Raw genomic sequence first — 17,799 nt, 5'->3', positions numbered from 1 at the left:
AATTGTAGATTTATTTAAAGCAGGAGGTTAGCAATAATGAAAGCATTAACAAAAACAAATCCAGGATATGATCAAATGGAACTATTAGATATGCAGGAGCCAAAAGCTACTAAAAACTTTGTGAAAATAAAAGTAGAGTATAGTGGAATATGTGGATCAGATTTACATTCATTTAAAGGTGAATATGGAAATATAAAGACACCTGTAGTTTTGGGACATGAGTTTTCGGGAACAGTAGTTGAAGTAGGGGAAGAAGTTAAGGAAATTAAAATAGGAGATAGAGTAACAAGTGAGACTACATTTGAAACTTGTGGAACATGTGATTACTGTAAGAGTAAAGATTATAATTTATGTCCTTCAAGAAAGGGTATTGGAACTCAAGTAAATGGTAGTTTTGCAGAATATGTGCTATCACGAGAAGAAAGTGTACATGTATTACCTGATAATGTTAGTTTTTTGGCAGCCTCATTAACTGAACCACTTGCATGTTGTGTACATGCTGCTTTAGAGAAAACGACTATAGATAAAGATGATGTAGTTTTAATATTAGGACCAGGACCAATAGGATTACTTCTAGCTCAAGTAGTTAAGTCACAAGGTGCTAAAGTAATTTTAAGTGGAGTTACAAAGGACAAAGAAAGATTAGAGTTTGGTAAAAAATTAGGTGTTGATGTGATTGTTGATTCATTACAAGAAGATTTAGAAAAAATAGTAATGGAAAAGACTAATGGATATGGTGTTAATAGAGCGTTTGATTGCTCTGGAGCAGTTCCAGCTGTAAATCAGGGATTAAGACTTATAAAGAAAAAAGGTGAATTTGTTCAAGTAGGATTATTTGCAAATATTAAAAATCCATTAGACCAAGAAGCTATTATTCAAAGAGAGATTAAATACGTTGGATCTAGATCACAAAAACCAAGTTCTTGGATAAAATCACTAGAGTTAATGGAAGCAAAAAAAGTTGACCCAGAAGCATTAATAACAAAAATTGTAGATCTTAAGGATTGGAGATCTGGAATAGAGGCAGCTATGGAAGGTACAGAATTAAAAGTAGTAATAAGATCTTAATTACTTAGAAGGAAGTGTTATTTGTGAACGAAAATTTAAAAAAGATAGCGAACAATATAAGAATAAGCATTATTAAAAGTGTATCAGCAGCAAAATCGGGGCATCCAGGCGGTTCCTTATCAATTACAGATATTCTTACTGTATTATATTTTGAAAAGATGAATATAGATCCTCAAAATCCTAAGAATCCAAATAGAGATAGATTTGTATTATCAAAGGGACATTCAGCACCAGCGCTATATGCTACTTTAGCAGAAAGAGGATATTTTTCTAAGGAAGAACTTTTAGGATTAAGAAAGTACGAATCTAAATTACAAGGACATCCAGACATGAAAAAAATAATAGGTGTTGATATGTCTACAGGTTCACTAGGACAAGGGCTTTCAGCAGCAAATGGAATGGCTTTAGCAGGAAAGTTAGATAAAAGTTCTTACAGAGTTTATGCAATACTTGGAGATGGGGAAGTACAAGAAGGACAAATATGGGAAGCGGCAATGAGTTCAGCTCACTATAAGCTTGATAATTTAACTGCTTTTCTTGATCTTAATGGATTGCAGATAGATGGTTCTAATGATGAAGTAATGAGTATAGGTCTTGTTGACGAAAAGTTCAAATCATTTGGGTGGAATGTTTTAACTATAAATGGGCATTGTTTTGAAGAAATAGTTAAGGCAATAGATGAAGCCGCAGCTACAACAGGTAAGCCAACAATGATAGTTTGTAATACGGTAAAGGGAAAAGGCGTTTCATTTATGGAAAATAACGTTGCATGGCACGGATCAGCGCCAAATGAAGAACAAACTATGAAAGCGTTAGCTGAATTAGAAGGAGGCATAAGATAATGGGAATGGCAACAAGAGAAGCTTATGGAAAGGCTCTAAAGAAATTATCAGAAGACAGAAATGTTGTAGTATTAGAAGCTGATTTAGGAAAGGCAACTAAAAGTATAGAATTTAAAAAACATGCACCAGAAAGATATTTCGATATGGGAATAGCTGAAGGGGATATGATTGGAACTGCAGCAGGCCTTGCTACATGTGGAAAAATATCATTTGCAAGTACATTTGCTATGTTTGCAGCAGGAAGGGCATTTGAGCAAATAAGAAACTCAGTGGCATATCCAAATTTAAATGTTAAGATAGTAGCAACTCATGCAGGAATAACAGTTGGTGAAGATGGAGGAAGTCATCAAGCTATTGAAGATATTTCTTTAATGAGAAGTATACCTAATATGGTTGTATTGAATCCAGCAGATGCTATTGAGGCAGAAAAAGCAATATTTGCTGCGAAGGAATACTATGGACCAGTATATATAAGATTAGGAAGATCAGCAACTCCAGATATACACAGTGAAGACTATGAGTTCAAAATTGGAAAAGGAGAAGTCTTATTAAACGGTGAAGATATAGCTGTAGTTGCAACAGGATTGATGGTAGCAAAGGCATTAGAAGCAGCTAAAAAGTTGAGTGAGCAAGGAATAAACGCAACAGTTGTAAATATATCAACTATAAAACCTTTTGATAATGAATTAATTGTTGATATTGCAAAAAGAATAGGAAAGATTGTAACTGTAGAAGAACATAGCATAATAGGTGGATTGGGTTCAACAGTCGCAGAGTTATTGATTGAAGAACATCCAGTAAAGATTAAAAGAATTGGAATAAATGACGAATTTGGAAGATCAGGAAATGCTGAAGTTTTATTAGAAAAATATAATTTAACAGCAGCACATATAGTTGAAACAGTTAAGTCATTATTATAAGTCAAAATAAAGTAATAAATGAAGTAAGAATGGGGGATTGTAGATGGAAACAATAATTTCACCATCACTATTATCAGCAAATGTATGTAATTATTCAGATGATTTTAAAGTATTCAACGAAAAAAATATTCAAGTCATCCATATTGACATTATGGATGGGCATTATGTTCCTAATATATCCATAGGATTAGATCAAGTGGCTTCTTTAAGAAAGTTAACCGATGCTGAGTTTGATGTTCATTTAATGGTCACAAATCCAGATGAATTTGTTGAAGCTTTAGTGGAAGCAGGCGCGAATAGTATTACTATACATTCAGAAGTTGCAACTCACTTGTATAAAAGTATACATTATCTAAAAAGTTTTGGGATAAAAGCGGGAGTAGCTTTAAATCCAGCAACACCAATAAGTTGTTTAGAACACGTTTATTCTCTTCTAGATAGAGTTTTAGTAATGTCTGTAGAACCAGGATTTGGGGGACAAACGTTCATTCCGTTTAGTTTGGAGAAGATAAGGAAACTTAATGATATTAAAAGCGAGAACAATTATGGATTTACTATTCAGGTAGATGGAGGAATAAATTTAGATAATATAGAAGATGTGATTAAGTCAGGAGCTAGAGATATTGTTATAGGTTCATCATTATTTAGAGAAAACTTATCAGACAATATTGATTCATTTAATCAAAAAATAATAGGCATCAACAATACCCCATAACTCATTAAGAATAATTAAAATATCAGGAGAATATTGCGAGTATTCTCCTGTTAATTTAACATCAATTATACTACTAGTCAGCATAAGTTTCAATTAATAAATATAGAAAGAAGATGAAGCGAATGAAAATTGCATTAGGTTGCGATCATGGTGGCATTAATTTAAAAGGAGCTATAAAAAAGCATCTTATATCTAAAAATATAGAGGTTGAGGATTTTGGAACTAATAGCAGTGAAAGTGTAAATTATCCTGAATATGCAATTAAGGTTTCTAAAGCAGTGATATCTAAAGAATGCGATTTGGGAATATTATGTTGTGGGACAGGAATTGGAATGTCAATTGCAGCTAATAAACATAAAGGAATAAGAGCCGCTGTCGTTGGAGATTGCTTCTCAGCTAAAATGACAAGAGAGCATAATAATACAAATGTTTTATGTTTAGGTGAAAGAGTAACAGGAGAAGGATTAGCACTTACAATTGTAGACATTTGGATAAATTCAAAATTTCAAGGTGGACGTCATTCAGAAAGGCTTGCTTTAGTGGAAGAAATTGAAAATAAGTAAGTAACATTCAATAGTGAAAAAGTATTTATTAGTGTTTATTAAATATATTAAATTTATTGCAGTAGGTGTCTTATCATGAATTTTTGTTTTAGAGGGGAGTTATTATTATGCTACAAGAACTTAAAAAACTGCAAAGTGGAACTGACATAAGGGGAATAGCTATAGAATATGAAGGAGCTAAAAATCTTACACCTAATTTAGTGAATAATGTGGGATTTGGTTTTGTAGAGTGGCTTAAAAAAACTAAAGGACTCAGTAATAAAAATATAAAAATAGCAGTTGGCATGGATTCAAGGTTATCTGGACCAGAATTGAAAAAATCATTAATAGAAGCTTTAGTTGATTCTGGTTGCAATGTTTATGATTGTGGAATATGTACGACTCCTGCAATGTTTATGACAACTATATTAGAGAATTATTCATGCGATGGAGCTGTAATGATAACAGCAAGTCATCTTCCGTATTACTATAATGGATTGAAGTTTTTTACTAAAGAAGGTGGATGCGAAAAAGAAGATATTGAAAACATAATTGAATGTTCTAACTTAGTAGAAAAGAAATGTACTACTAAAGGGCTAGTTGAAACAATCTATTTCATAGATGTTTATTCAAATATATTAGTTGATAAGATACGAAAGAATGTAAATTCAAAAACAAATTATGAGAGACCTTTAGAGGGAACCAAAATAATTGTAGATGCAGGAAACGGAGCAGGTGGTTTTTTTGCATATAAAGTTCTAGAGAAATTAGGTGCGAGTGTTGAGGGAAGTCAATTTACAGAACCGGATGGAAATTTTCCTAACCATATTCCTAATCCAGAAAATGAAGAAGCTATGAATTCTATAAAAGAAGCAGTACTTAATAATAAAGCTGATTTAGGAATAATTTTTGATACAGATGTAGACAGAGCGGCTATAGTTAGTAGTGATGGAAAAGAAATAAATAAAAATGCACTTATAGCATTGATATCTTCAATAGTGCTAGAGGAAAATCCAAATTCAATTATCGTTACAGATTCAGTAACCTCTACTGGACTTTCAGATTTTATAACTAGTTTAGGTGGTATCCATCATAGATTTAAAAGAGGATATAAGAATGTAATAAATGAATCTAAAAGGTTAAATAAAGAAGGAAAGTTAAGCTGCTTAGCAATAGAAACATCAGGACACGCAGCTTTAAAAGAAAATTACTTTTTAGATGATGGGGCATATTTAATAGCCAAAATACTAATTAAGATGGCTAAGTTAAAAGATGAAGGAAAAGAAATATCAAGCCTTATAGAAAATTTAAAATATCCTAAGGAAAGTATGGATATGAGAATAAACATAAAGAGGGAAGATTTTAAATCATATGGAGAAATGATAATAGAAGGCTTGAAGAAATATGTAGATCATGTGAATGGATGGACTATTGAACCTAAAAATTATGAAGGAATAAAGATAAATTGCGATAAAGAAAATGGAGATGGCTGGTTATTGTTAAGATTATCGCTGCATGAGCCTGTGCTGCCATTAAATATAGAATCAGATTCTGAAAACTCCATTAATAAAATATTAGAAAGATTAATGCCATTTTTAAGAAAATATGAAGATTTGAACTTAGATAACTTTAGCAATGTATTTTTTGGAGACAGTTAAAAAAATAGAAGATTATAAATCTAAGATAAATGAGATAAAAGAAATTTAACATATGTTTTAAGTATAAACCGATTTTAAATAATACTATATTGTGTGAAACTATTAAATTGTTAATAATCATAGGACAATGAAAATATAAATTGTCTTATGATTATTTGCATTATAAAATATATATAGATTAATATAAGTTTTTTGGAATTGGAGAGCGAAATGAATTATGTGTATATTGTAGAATGTTCAGATAGAACACTTTATACAGGATGGACAAATAACTTAAGAAAAAGAATCCAAATGCATTCGGATGGAGGTGGAGCAAAGTATACAAGGGGAAGAGGGCCAGTTAAATTAGTATATCATGAAGTGTTTGAAAATAGAAAAGATGCAATGAAAAGAGAATATGAAATAAAAAAGTTAACAAGAAAAGATAAGTTAATATTAATAAGTACGTATAAAGCCGAAAATAGGTATGAATAAATGAGAAGAATCTATGCAACCGTTTTTATAAAGCGGCCTATAATTGAGTAAATGGTAATAAAACATAGAAAAGCCATCAAATTTAATCGAAAACAAAGGAAAATATAGGTTGTAAAAGTTTTCTTTAGTTGATATACTTATATCATTAAGAAGTAGATTTACTTAAGAAAAGGTTAACAAACAGGATCTGGATAGCTTGAAATGCTAAAAAGACTACATTTTTTTAGAACTTTCGCAATCGTTTGCGAAAGAAAGTGATTAACATACATGCTTAAATAAATTTTTGGGTATGTGTTATATAAATATATGTTTGGTATTCTTGAAAATCATTTAGAATGTTAAACAAAATTTTAATGGAGGGGTATTTAAATGAAAACAAAACAAATATTATCAACAATTTTAGCTTCTACATTATTGGCAGGTACTATGGTTGGATGTGGAAGCTCATCAGGAGCAAGTTCACAAAGTTCAAGCGATGCTGGAAGTGGAAAAACAATTAAAGTATATCAATTAAAGGTTGAAATTAATGATGCACTTCAAGAACTTGCTAAGAAATATGAAAAGGAAAAAGGTGTAAAAGTCGAAGTTACTTCAGTGGGCGGTGGAGCTGATTATGGCGCATCGTTAAAGGCAGAATTTCAAAAGGGTACTGAACCAGACATATTTATGATTCAAGGTGCTGGAGATTATGAAACTTGGAAACATAAAATTGATGATTTAAGCGATCAAGGTTGGGTTAAGAATGCTGTTAAAGGTACATTAGATACGGTGACTATTGATGGAAAAGTGTATGGAATGCCAGCAGCAACAGAAGGTTATGGATTATTATACAATAAAGATATTTTGGACAAGGCTGGTATCGATCCCAAGTCTCTAGATTCTTTTGACAAATTAAAAGCAGCGTTTGAAACACTAGATAATAAAAAGGCAGAATTAGGTCTTGATAATGTTGTGTCTTATACAACAAAAGAATTTTGGGTTACTGGTAATCATACATTTAATATACCGTTAGCAACTCAAGATAATCCAGCTCAATTTACAAAGGATTATCTTGCAGGTAAAGCGGACATAGTTAATAATAAACAATTTAATGATTGGATGAACTTAGTTGAATTACTTTGTAAATACGGTGGAGGAAAAAGTCTAGATACTATAGATTATAGTACTCAAGTTGGTAACTTTGCACTTGGAAAAACTGCATTTTTACATCAAGGTAACTGGGTTTCTGGAGATTTACAAAAGCTAGAAGATCCAAATAAGAAGTTCCATATGGGATTTGCACCACTTGCAATTAATAATGATCCAAAAATGAGTGGGTCTATTCCAGTGGGTGTTCCAATGTATTGGGTAGTAAATAAAGATTCTAAAATTAATAAAGAAGCTAAAGAATTCTTAGATTGGATGGTTACAAGTCAAACAGGTCAAGAGGCATTAGTTAAGGATATGAATATGATTCCAGCATTTACAAACTTTACAGTTGAAAGTGATAATGAATTAAATAAATCAATTTCGGAATATAACAAAGAAGGAAAGACTCTTCCTTGGGCATTCACTAATCTACCAGATGGATTTAACAAGAATAGCTTAGCGCCTTTATTCTCTAAATTTATTAATACTGATATGGGGCCACAAGCAAAGAAAGATATGTTACAAGGAATTCAGGATGCTACAAAAGCTAAATAATATTAGATAAGATTTATTCATGAGGGGATTAATACCTCCTCATGAATTTTGTATAAATATTTTAAATTATAAGATAGCGCTAAATATTATTAGGAAAGGAGAAAGTGTATGAGCAAGAAATCACGAGATATTAAAGATTTTTGGATTTTTGTCGGACCAGCATTATTTGCTATGACAATGGTTGTAATAATTCCGTTTATAATAGGTATATATTATACATTTACAAATTGGAATGGTGCTAATCCTCATTATGATTTTGTTGGAATAAAAAATTATACAGGAATCTTTAAAGATGTACAATTTATATATTCTCTTAAGATAACAGTATTATATACAATTGCGAGTGTAATCACTATAAATATAATAGGGTTTGGACTAGCATATATAGTAACTAGAAAATTAAAAACTAGTAGTTTCTTAAGAACCGGATTCTTTATGCCAAACTTAATAGGAGGATTAATTTTAGGTTTTATATGGCAATTTATGTTTAATTCAGTATTTACAGGAGTTGGTAAAGCATTGGGAAGTGCAACACTTTCAACATCACTTTTACAAGCTCCAACTACGGCAATGCTAGCAATGTTGATAGTTTCGACATGGCAATATGCTGGATATATAATGGTTATTTATGTGGCAGCCCTTGAAAATGTTCCAACTGACTTAATAGAGGCAGCGCATATTGATGGAGCTAATGGGTGGCATACATTTAAAAATATAACAATACCTATGGTTAGACAAGCAGTCACAATTTGCTTATTCTTAACTTTAGCAAATTCATTTAAGTTATTTGATTTAAATTTTTCACTTACACCAATGAAAACTACTGAAATGTTAGCATTAAATATTTACAATGAAGCTTTTATTGTGAACAATATGGGAATAGGACAAGCAAAAGCTATTATATTCTTTGTACTAGTAACTACTATTTCTTTAACTCAAGTTTACTTTAATAAGAAAAAGGAGGTAGAGGTATAATGGAGCCAAGTAAAGTTGTTAATAATATAGAAAAAGTTAAAGCAAATAAAAAGCTGAAGACACTAGATAGTTATACTGGTAGATTAAAACTATTAGAAGTATTTTCATGGTTACTATTGATAGCATATATGACACCATTTTACTTGATGCTTATAAATTCATTTAAGACACGAAGAGAGATCTTTTCAAACACAACTGGTCTTCCTGACACATGGAATTTTCAGAATTATTTAGATGCTATGAAAAAAATGAGTGTAATAAGTTCATTTGCAAATTCTATGATAATAACTATAGGAAGTGTGGTACTAATAATTCTTTTTTCATCAATGGCTTCATGGATGTTAGTAAGGGATCAGTCAAGAAAGAGTAAGATAATATTTTATATATTTACTTCAGGGATGATCGTTCCATTTCAAGCAGTAATGATACCACTTGTAAAATGGATGGCAAAAATTCAATTCGGGCCATTTCAAATGCTAGGAACACACTATGGACTCATATTCATGTACATAGGGTTTGGCGTTAGTATGAGCATATTTTTATATCATGGCTTTATTAAAGGAGTTCCAAAAGAAGTTGAAGAAGCCGCAACCATAGATGGATGCAGCAAATGGCAAACATATGTGAAAATTATATTACCATTATTGAAGCCAATTACTGTTACAGTCGCAGTTTTAAATAGTATATGGATATGGAATGACTTCTTACTTCCGTTTTTAACTATAAATGGAAAAATAAATACTATACCATTAGCCATGAACAATTTCTTCGGAGCATTCTCAAAGCAATGGGAATTAGCAATGGCAGCGTTAATTTTAGCAATAATTCCAATAATCATATTCTATTTCTTTGTTCAAAAGCATATTATTGCAGGTATTGTTCAAGGATCTATAAAATAGTTATTAATAAAGAGTTGAGAATAACTTAAAGGTATAGAGTATCTTAGGTAAGGTTTTTTAATCAAAGTTCAACTTTTGCTAGTTAAAGTATTTACTGAAAGTAAGGCAATATAATTTAAATTTTAGTTAGGAAACCTAAAAAATTAAAATGCTTTTGAGATGACCTTTTACTCTTTAGCTACTATATTTTATTAGTTTAATTTAATATGATTTTTCATGCAAGCGGTTGCCTAAGGCGTGAGAAGAATAGAGAATGGTTATAAAAATAAATTTTAAACAAAAGGTGGAAATTAGGAGGAAGATATGAATAGAAGTAGTGGTATAATAATGCACATTGCTTCTCTGCCAGGAAAGTATGGAATAGGGACATTTGGTAAAGAAGCATATAAGTTTGGAGATTTTCTAAAAAAGGCTGGTCAGAAGTATTGGCAGATATTACCGGTTGGGCCTACAAGTTTTGGAGATTCACCATATCAATCTTTCTCGGCATTTGCTGGGAATCCATATTTTATAGATTTTGATATTTTAAGACAGGATGGACTTTTAGATGCAAGTGATTATTATTCAGTGAACTTTGGAGAAAATTCAGAGGATATAGATTATGGTTTGATTTTTAAAGAAAAATTAAGAGTATTAAGAATAGCATATGAAAAATTTAAATTAAATCAAGATGAAGATTTAATTAAATTTCAAGAGGCTGAATCCTATTGGCTTGATGATTATGCATTGTATATGTCAGTAAAAAAACATTTTGATTTAAAGAGCTGGCACGAATGGGATGAGGACATTAGGTTAAGAGAAACAGAAGCAATAGATAGGTATAGAAGCTTATTAGAAGATGAAATAGGGCTTTGGAAGTTTTTGCAATATGAGTTCCATAAACAATGGAGAAATCTAAAAGCCTATGTTAATAATTTGGGAATTGAAATAATAGGAGACATGCCTATATATGTAGCAGAGGACAGTGCTGATGTATGGGGAAATCCCGAAGCATTCTTACTTAATAAAAAAACACTGAAACCATTAAAAATTGCTGGATGTCCTCCAGATATATTTGCCGCTACAGGACAATTATGGGGAAATCCAATCTATGATTGGTGCTATATGGAGAAAACGAACTATAAATGGTGGGTTGATCGCATAAGACAAAGTTTGAACTTATATGATGTACTTAGAATAGATCATTTTAAAGGATTTGAATCATATTGGTCAATTCCTTATGGAGATCTAACAGCAGAAAATGGTGAATGGGTTAAAGGTCCTGGAATAAAAGTTTTCAATGCAATTAAAGATGAGCTTGGCGATGTTAATATAATTGCAGAAGATCTAGGTACACTCACTGAAGAAACAATAAAGCTTAGAAATGATACGGGCTTCCCAGGAATGAAAATATTAACATTTGGGTTTGATTCAGATAGCTCAAATCCTTTTTTACCTCATAATTATGAAAAGAACTTTATAGTTTATACTGGTACACATGATAATGATACTGTAAGAGGATGGATTGAAAAAACAGCACCTAAAGAAGAAGTTCAAAGAGCAATAACGTATTTAGGTCTAAATAAAGAAGAGGGGTATAACTGGGGATTTATTAGGGGAGCTTGGAGCAGCATCGCTAATATTTCTATAGCACAAATGCAAGATTTCTTGAATCTAGGCAATGAAGCTAGAATTAATTTACCTTCAACATTGGGGAAGAATTGGCGCTGGAGAGTAAAAAAAGGCGTATTGACAGATCAGTTGGCAGAAAAAATTCATCAGATTACTAGAACTTATGGAAGGTCTAATAATTAGCAGGTACTATAGTAAAAGTAAAGGATAGTGATAATTTATATGAAAGATAATCTCTGCAATAATATATACTCATTAATTATGGTGGAGATTAGCTACATATCTAGTTGCTAATTAGAGGTATGCCTCAGTTTATACTTCATAGTAATAGAAGGAGAGATTATTTGATTGTTGTTTAATAAAACCATATATATGGTAATTGTAACATCATTTTAAGTATGTTAATATTAAAATTATTAGAGGAAAATAGTTATAAAGCATGACATAGATAAGTTTTTACTGTCATTAAGTGATTATTCCTAAAAAGATAGTATATTAGAATATGACTTAGATGTTTTTATGTTAATAAACTTTATGAGTGATTTATTATTGAGAATAGGAGTAAGTTATGAAAGTTACAATAAAGGAAGTAGCAAGAGAAGCGAATGTATCTCCATCAACTGTATCGAGAGTTATATCAGATAGTTCGCAGATAAGTGAAGAGACTAAGGAAAGAGTTAGAGATGCGATAAAAAGATTGAAATACAAGCCAAATGCAATAGCTAGGAGTCTTGCAAATAGGAAAAGTAGAATATTAGGTGTGGTTTTACCTAATGAAGCTCAAGATTTGATAACTAACACGTTTTTTATTCAAGCTATGAAGGGAATGAGCAAATATGCTCAAAATAAAAGGTATTATATTACATATGCATTTAGCGAGGATGAAAAAGCTGAATTAGAATATATAAATAATTTCATAACAAGTAACTTAGTTGATGGAATATGCTTATTACGTGCAAGAACTGATGATAGAAGTATTAAATATCTTAAAGAAACACAATTTCCATTCGTAGTAATAGGAAGGCCAGAAGAATCAGAAAATTTACTGTGGGTTGACAATGACAATTTTCAGGCGACTTACAATTTAGTAAATGAGCTTGTAAAAAAGGGACATAAATGCATTTCTTTTCTAGGGGCAAAGAAAGACTGGAATGTTACAAAAGATAGATTTAAAGGATTCAAAGTTGCATGCGAAATTAATGGCATTTCAATACAGGATAAAAATTTCGTAATTATGGATGATTTTAATGAACAAGAAGGAATAAACGGAACAATTAAATTGCTAGAAAACATTACTCCTACAGCAATTATAGCAGAAGATGATGTATTAGCATTTGGGATACTTAAGGTACTTAATGAGAGAAAAATTAAAAATATAGATGTGGTAGGATTTAATAATAGTCCATTAGCGGAGCTCCAAATACCACCATTATCATCAGTTGATATTAATTCTGAAGAATTAGGGTATCATGCTACAAAAATTTTAATAGATTTTTTAGAAAATGATTATACATCGATAAATCACTATATTATAGATACTAAGCTAGTAAAAAGAGAATCATTTAAGTAACAAAATATGAAATTTAAATTTATATAATTGCAGGTAATTGATGAGAGTTAAAACTTTATCAACACTTATTAGGTTTTATTAAATATTAGGAATATATTTTAAATAAAAGAATTCTTTTACGAACAAATATTGTTTGGATTTAGAGGAATTCTTTTATTCTTATTTACATAATTACTATTAATATTATTATAGGTGAGGAGAAATAAACAAGAACCGATACTTTGTTAACGTTTAATTTGATATAAGTGGTACTTTACAAGATATTGGTTTAGGTTAAAATCACTTTATTAAAGGAGAGATTATGATGGGGGAAAAAGATATATTATTAAAGAGAAGTAATAGGTATAGTCTTAAGAGTAAGGTATTATTGAGTTATGTTATAGTTTTAAGTTTTATGTTTTCTATTGCAACTATATGCTTATATCAAATGAAAAATGTTATAAATGAACTAGGAGTAACACAAAATATAATAAACAATGCAGCGGTACAAACTGTAACTAAACAAAATATGAGGGCATCGATTGTAGAAATGCAAAACTCAATAAATAAATTTACGAATATAGCAGGTATAATATCTATCATTGGCGTTGTAGTAACTATAATTCTATCCATAGGAATAATGAGAGGAATACTTAAGCCCCTAAAGGATTTAAGTAAACTTTCACATTCGTTAAAAGAAGGAGATTTAACTGCTAAGATTGAAGGGACTTATGATAGAGAAATTGGAGATGTTATAGAAAGCTTAAATGGGGCTATTAATGTAAACAGAGATATGGTTGGAGATATACATTCATATTCAAGGTTATTAACAGAATCAAGTGAAAAACTAGATAAAATAGTAAGTAATATAAATCAAAGAATAGTGGAAGTTAATTCATCTACTAAATCAATATCGAGTGAAGTTGAACAATTAAGTGAGATTTCTCAAATTGTTAATAAATCAACATTTGATATAAAAACAGTGGTTTCAGGATTAAATCAAATAGCCATAAAAGATAGTAAGTCAGCAGAAGTAATAAGATGCAAGGCTGTTAAAGTTAAAGAAAAAGGAGAAAGAGCGGCTCAGAAAGCAAGGGAAATCTGCGAAGAAAAGATTTATACTATTACAAATGCGATTGATCAAGGAAAGGTAGTTAGAGATATAAAGATAATGGCAGATGTAATAGCGAGCGTATCAGAGCAAACAAACCTATTAGCACTTAATGCATCTATAGAGGCCGCAAGAGCTGGAAATCAAGGGAAAGGCTTTGCTGTGGTTGCTGACGAGATAATGAAACTTGCAGAGCAAAGCAAAGAAACTGTTAACGAAATAAAAGATGTTATTAATGAAGTCCAAGAAGCATTCAATAATCTGAGTAATTATAGCAAGGACTTACTGACTTTTTTAGAGAATGATGTTTATAGTGATTATGATTTACTGATTCAGACTGCGACAAGTTATGAAAGTGATTCTGAATTGATTACTAAGATGGCAGAAGAAGTCAAAAATACAAGTGTAACAATTCAAAAGATCATAATGGAGATAACAAGGGGAATTAATGTAGTTAGTGTAAATTCAATGGAAGCAGCTAACAAGTCACAGGATATACAAAAGAATGTGAATGGAGTAACTAACCAAGTGCAAGTTATTGTTAATGCCATAAGGGAACAAATGAAAATAGCAGAAGAACTTAAATCTGTGATTAATATATATAAAATATAGAGTCAAAATGTATAATATGTTAGTATTTATATAAAGATAACTCAAAACTAAAAAGTTAGGGGTCTATATATGAATGATAAAAACTCTAGGATCAGCCATGGAGAAACATACATAAGAGATAAGAAGAAAAATAATTATTTAAAATATATAACTTTTATATTGGTAACTATATTAGTCTTAACTAGTTCATTAATTTATTTAAAGTATAGAGAAGGATTAAGCGATAAAAAAAATACAGCCAACGATAAAGTAAATGGAGAAACTGATAAGTCAATTGATGATGACAAGTATAAAACTAATCAACTCAAAGAACCAATAAAGAAAACGATTGTTATTTCTTTCGCAGGGGACTTCACTTTAGGGACTGATACTAAATTTCCTTATGATGGTAGTCTAACAGCAGCGTTTATAGGTAGTGGAAAGAATTACTCTTATTTCATGCAAAATGTATCGAGCATATTTAGTAAAGATGACTATACATTAGTGAATTTAGAAACTACATTTACAGATTCCAAAGATAAAGCACATAAAGATGGAGAAGTATTTTATAATTTTAAAGGACCTAAGGAATACGTTAATATTCTTACTAACGGATCAATAGAAGGTGTTACGATAGCAAATAATCATATTTATGATTATGGAAAGCAAGGGATAAATGATACGATTAATACTTTAAAAGAAAAGAATATTGATATATGTGGTGAAGGATATAAAATCTTAAAGGATATTCAAGGAATAAAATTTGGATTTTTAGGGTATACAGGTTGGGAATATTCTAATAATTTAAAATCTAAAATAATAAGCGATATTAGTGAGTTAAGAAAGCAGGGAGCAGAAGTTGTTATTCCATACTTTCATTGGGGAGTAGAGAGAAAATATGAACCAGATGATGTTCAAAAAAGTTTAGCTAGATTTTCTATAGATAATGGAGCTAATGCGGTTATTGGTTCTCATCCACATGTAATTGAAAGTATGGAAAATTATAAGGGGAGATTTATAGCATATTCCATGGGAAACTTTTGTTTTGGAGGAAATTCTAATCCATCAGATAAAAGAACTTTTATACTTCAAATTAAAGTTAATATTGAAGATGATAAATTATCTGGTCTTGAATATAAAGTAATTCCAGCAATGATTTCTTCAAGAAATGATAAAAATGATTATATTCCAACTTTAGCAGGTGGTGAGAGTAAGACTAGTATATTAAGGAAATTAAATGAATTATCGCCTACGCTAAATGGGAATATTAAAGATGAGTTTTTTAAAATTAAATAGAGTTTTTATTGTTAACAAATATAAAAGGCTGCTTTGGAATAAGTATTTCAAAGCAGCCTTTATGTTAAGTGGAATTATTCATAATGTATCTTTAGCTATATTATTGTTACAGAATTGAAAGGTAAATGTAAGGTTTATCAATATAAGAACAATTAAACTTAGGTTATTATATAAGTGATATGACAGTAATGGATTTGTATTAGCTTTTGTTTAAGGAAAAATTAATGTTTTGTTAAGGGTTATATTAAAGTATTAATGATATACTGATGAATATTAGGTTAATAAAGTTACATAAATTCTATATAGTGGACGTTTATAACAACAGTGTAAGTTTTAGTGGGACTTAAAGAGTAACATATATAATAATGTTAGTTAATTACTATTACATGGATAAAAAGGCTGTTAAGAATAGGGGGAAGTTTTAAAAATGCCGAAATTAGATGTGAAAAAGTTAAAACCTAAGGGCATAAGTCTTAAGGGGATGAAACTAAAAAAGAAGCCAAGCAAAAAAGTAGTATTAATATGTACAATATTTATAATAATTGGAGCTATCATAATAGGAAAGTTTATTATGCCTAAGTCAGCTCCGCAAGTAAAGAGTACAGTTCTTTCTAAGGGGAAGATTGTAAATAGTGTTAATGTTTTGGGAGAAATAAAAAGTAAAGAATCAACTAACATATACAGTACCTTGAACAATCCAGTCCAAGAGGTAAAAGTAAAAGAGGGAGATAAGGTTGAAGCAGGAGATGTTCTAGCGGTACTAGATTCAAATGGATTAGAAAAAGATATTGAACAGGCTATAGCTACAGCAGATGCAACTGAAGCTAATGCTAAGACACAGCTTGATTCAGCTCAAAAGGAATATAATGATGAATTGAATTTATATAATAACAATTCAAATGCAGATATTAAAAATGCAGAAGAAACACTAAGTTTAGCACAAATTACTCTTGATGATAAAGCGAAAATATATGATAAGAATAAAGCCTTATTTAACGCTCAAGCAATTTCTGAGAGCGACTTAAATAAGATAAAGATAGATTATGACACTGCTAAATCAGATTATGAGAAGGCAAAAACAGCTCTTGAAAATGCTAAGGTTAAAGTTGACCAAGCTCTTAATAAGGCTAAAAGTGACTATGAAACAGCACAAACAAACTATAATAATAAAAGCCAGAGAATTGCGATTGAGAAGCAAAAACAGCAGCTAGATGATTGCACTATTAAGGCTACAAGTGGTGGGATAGTTACAAATGTAAATGCTGTTGTTGGAAATTCAGGAAATGGAGTTTTATTTCAGATTGAAAATTTAGATAATATAGAAATAACTGTGCCAATTACGGAAGTCGACATAGCTAATGTTAAAGTAGGACAGAGAGCAGAAATAAAAACAGATGCAACAGGGGATGAAACCTTTGCAGGAGAAGTGGAAAGTGTTAGTCCAGCTGCTAAAAAGGGAGGGGGATCTGTACCTCAAGCACAATCTGAAAATTCACAAAGTCAGTCTCAAGGAGCAAGCTCAGATGCAGGTTTTGAGGCAAAAATTAAAGTGGATGATACAAATGAGAATATGAAGGTAGGAATGAGTGCAAGGATAAATATTATTACAAATGAAAAGTCTGATATTTATACAGTTGCATCTAATAGCATAGTTGAAAGTGGAGATACGAAGAGTATATATGTTGCAGAAAAAAGCAGTGAAAAACCAAATGAATATATAATTAAAGAGTTACCAGTAGATACAGGACTTGAATCTGATTTCAGTGTAGAAATTTCAGGTGAAGGAATATCAGATGGAATTATCATAATTGATGACCCTTCAACTCATAAAGTTGGAGAAAAAATTCGAATAAGTGGAAGGTGAG

15 protein-coding genes are annotated in these 17,799 nt (G+C 30.7%); all 15 read left to right on the top strand.

The genetic code is table 11. The annotated features are described in order from the left end of the window. Positions 1-36: 36 nt before the first annotated feature. The 15 genes from ACJDTP_RS06845 to ACJDTP_RS06775 all read left to right on the top strand — a co-directional run bounded on the left by ACJDTP_RS06845 (position 37) and on the right by ACJDTP_RS06775 (position 17,798). Positions 37-1,068: a zinc-binding dehydrogenase gene (locus tag ACJDTP_RS06845; RefSeq protein WP_011967575.1), complete on the top strand. Its 1,032-nt coding sequence runs from the start codon at positions 37-39 to the stop codon at positions 1,066-1,068. Positions 1,069-1,091: 23 nt separating this feature from the next. Continuing rightward, entirely contained in the window at positions 1,092-1,910 is an 819-nt protein-coding gene (locus tag ACJDTP_RS06840) for a transketolase (protein WP_406760836.1), read from the top strand. Continuing rightward, positions 1,910-2,830, top strand: a complete 921-nt coding sequence (locus ACJDTP_RS06835; RefSeq protein WP_406760835.1) for a transketolase family protein — start codon at positions 1,910-1,912, stop codon at positions 2,828-2,830. Before ACJDTP_RS06840 ends, ACJDTP_RS06835 begins: the two co-directional genes overlap by 1 nt. Before the next feature lie 43 nt (positions 2,831-2,873). Then, on the top strand, positions 2,874-3,545 hold the full coding sequence (gene rpe, locus ACJDTP_RS06830; RefSeq protein WP_017209662.1) for a ribulose-phosphate 3-epimerase: 672 nt from the start codon (positions 2,874-2,876) through the stop codon (positions 3,543-3,545). A gap of 122 nt (positions 3,546-3,667) precedes the next feature. After that, complete coding sequence (gene rpiB, locus ACJDTP_RS06825; RefSeq protein WP_406760834.1) at positions 3,668-4,108, top strand: ribose 5-phosphate isomerase B; 441 nt, start codon at positions 3,668-3,670, stop codon at positions 4,106-4,108. Positions 4,109-4,215: 107 nt separating this feature from the next. Continuing rightward, positions 4,216-5,745, top strand: a complete 1,530-nt coding sequence (locus tag ACJDTP_RS06820; protein WP_406760833.1) for a phosphohexomutase domain-containing protein — start codon at positions 4,216-4,218, stop codon at positions 5,743-5,745. 210 nt (positions 5,746-5,955) lie between these two features. Next, positions 5,956-6,219, top strand: a complete 264-nt coding sequence (locus ACJDTP_RS06815; RefSeq protein WP_406760832.1) for a GIY-YIG nuclease family protein — start codon at positions 5,956-5,958, stop codon at positions 6,217-6,219. Between the two features lie 369 nt (positions 6,220-6,588). Continuing rightward, positions 6,589-7,902 carry an ABC transporter substrate-binding protein gene (locus ACJDTP_RS06810; RefSeq protein WP_406760831.1) on the top strand — a complete coding sequence of 438 codons (1,314 nt, stop codon included), beginning with the start codon at positions 6,589-6,591 and terminating at the stop codon, positions 7,900-7,902. 108 nt (positions 7,903-8,010) lie between these two features. Beyond that, a complete protein-coding gene (locus ACJDTP_RS06805; RefSeq protein WP_017209786.1) occupies positions 8,011-8,877 on the top strand; it encodes a carbohydrate ABC transporter permease in 867 nt (288 codons plus the stop codon). Next, entirely contained in the window at positions 8,877-9,776 is a 900-nt protein-coding gene (locus ACJDTP_RS06800) for a carbohydrate ABC transporter permease (RefSeq protein WP_406760830.1), read from the top strand. Before ACJDTP_RS06805 ends, ACJDTP_RS06800 begins: the two co-directional genes overlap by 1 nt. Positions 9,777-10,079: 303 nt before the next feature. After that, positions 10,080-11,570, top strand: a complete 1,491-nt coding sequence (gene malQ / locus ACJDTP_RS06795; protein WP_406760829.1) for a 4-alpha-glucanotransferase — start codon at positions 10,080-10,082, stop codon at positions 11,568-11,570. Between the two features lie 385 nt (positions 11,571-11,955). Continuing rightward, positions 11,956-12,957, top strand: coding sequence for a LacI family DNA-binding transcriptional regulator (locus tag ACJDTP_RS06790; RefSeq protein WP_171786879.1), 1,002 nt, complete (start codon positions 11,956-11,958; stop codon positions 12,955-12,957). 304 nt (positions 12,958-13,261) lie between these two features. After that, positions 13,262-14,659, top strand: coding sequence for a methyl-accepting chemotaxis protein (locus ACJDTP_RS06785; RefSeq protein ID WP_406760828.1), 1,398 nt, complete (start codon positions 13,262-13,264; stop codon positions 14,657-14,659). Positions 14,660-14,728: 69 nt separating this feature from the next. Next, positions 14,729-15,934, top strand: coding sequence for a CapA family protein (locus ACJDTP_RS06780; protein WP_406760827.1), 1,206 nt, complete (start codon positions 14,729-14,731; stop codon positions 15,932-15,934). A gap of 427 nt (positions 15,935-16,361) precedes the next feature. Beyond that, positions 16,362-17,798, top strand: a complete 1,437-nt coding sequence (locus ACJDTP_RS06775) for an HlyD family secretion protein (protein WP_406760826.1) — start codon at positions 16,362-16,364, stop codon at positions 17,796-17,798. Position 17,799: the final 1 nt, after the last annotated feature.

It is taken from the genome of Candidatus Clostridium helianthi, from assembly GCF_045310795.1.
Taxonomy (GTDB): Bacteria; Bacillota; Clostridia; order Clostridiales; family Clostridiaceae; genus Clostridium; species Clostridium helianthi.
Note: the sequence above shows the minus strand (reverse complement) of the source record. Positions and strands in the feature narration are given on the sequence as shown.

Excerpts from the sequence above, each read along its gene's own strand:
- rpe (WP_017209662.1), top strand. The coding sequence starts at position 2,874 with ATGGAAACAATAATTTCACCATCACTATTATCAGCAAATGTATGTAAT.
- ACJDTP_RS06785 (WP_406760828.1), top strand. The coding sequence starts at position 13,262 with ATGGGGGAAAAAGATATATTATTAAAGAGAAGTAATAGGTATAGTCTT.
- ACJDTP_RS06815 (WP_406760832.1), top strand. The coding sequence starts at position 5,956 with ATGAATTATGTGTATATTGTAGAATGTTCAGATAGAACACTTTATACA.
- ACJDTP_RS06780 (WP_406760827.1), top strand. The coding sequence starts at position 14,729 with ATGAATGATAAAAACTCTAGGATCAGCCATGGAGAAACATACATAAGA.
- ACJDTP_RS06820 (WP_406760833.1), top strand. The coding sequence starts at position 4,216 with ATGCTACAAGAACTTAAAAAACTGCAAAGTGGAACTGACATAAGGGGA.
- ACJDTP_RS06805 (WP_017209786.1), top strand. The coding sequence starts at position 8,011 with ATGAGCAAGAAATCACGAGATATTAAAGATTTTTGGATTTTTGTCGGA.
- ACJDTP_RS06790 (WP_171786879.1), top strand. The coding sequence starts at position 11,956 with ATGAAAGTTACAATAAAGGAAGTAGCAAGAGAAGCGAATGTATCTCCA.
- ACJDTP_RS06835 (WP_406760835.1), top strand. The coding sequence starts at position 1,910 with ATGGGAATGGCAACAAGAGAAGCTTATGGAAAGGCTCTAAAGAAATTA.
- ACJDTP_RS06810 (WP_406760831.1), top strand. The coding sequence starts at position 6,589 with ATGAAAACAAAACAAATATTATCAACAATTTTAGCTTCTACATTATTG.
- ACJDTP_RS06845 (WP_011967575.1), top strand. The coding sequence starts at position 37 with ATGAAAGCATTAACAAAAACAAATCCAGGATATGATCAAATGGAACTA.
- ACJDTP_RS06775 (WP_406760826.1), top strand. The coding sequence starts at position 16,362 with ATGCCGAAATTAGATGTGAAAAAGTTAAAACCTAAGGGCATAAGTCTT.
- malQ (WP_406760829.1), top strand. The coding sequence starts at position 10,080 with ATGAATAGAAGTAGTGGTATAATAATGCACATTGCTTCTCTGCCAGGA.
- rpiB (WP_406760834.1), top strand. The coding sequence starts at position 3,668 with ATGAAAATTGCATTAGGTTGCGATCATGGTGGCATTAATTTAAAAGGA.
- ACJDTP_RS06800 (WP_406760830.1), top strand. The coding sequence starts at position 8,877 with ATGGAGCCAAGTAAAGTTGTTAATAATATAGAAAAAGTTAAAGCAAAT.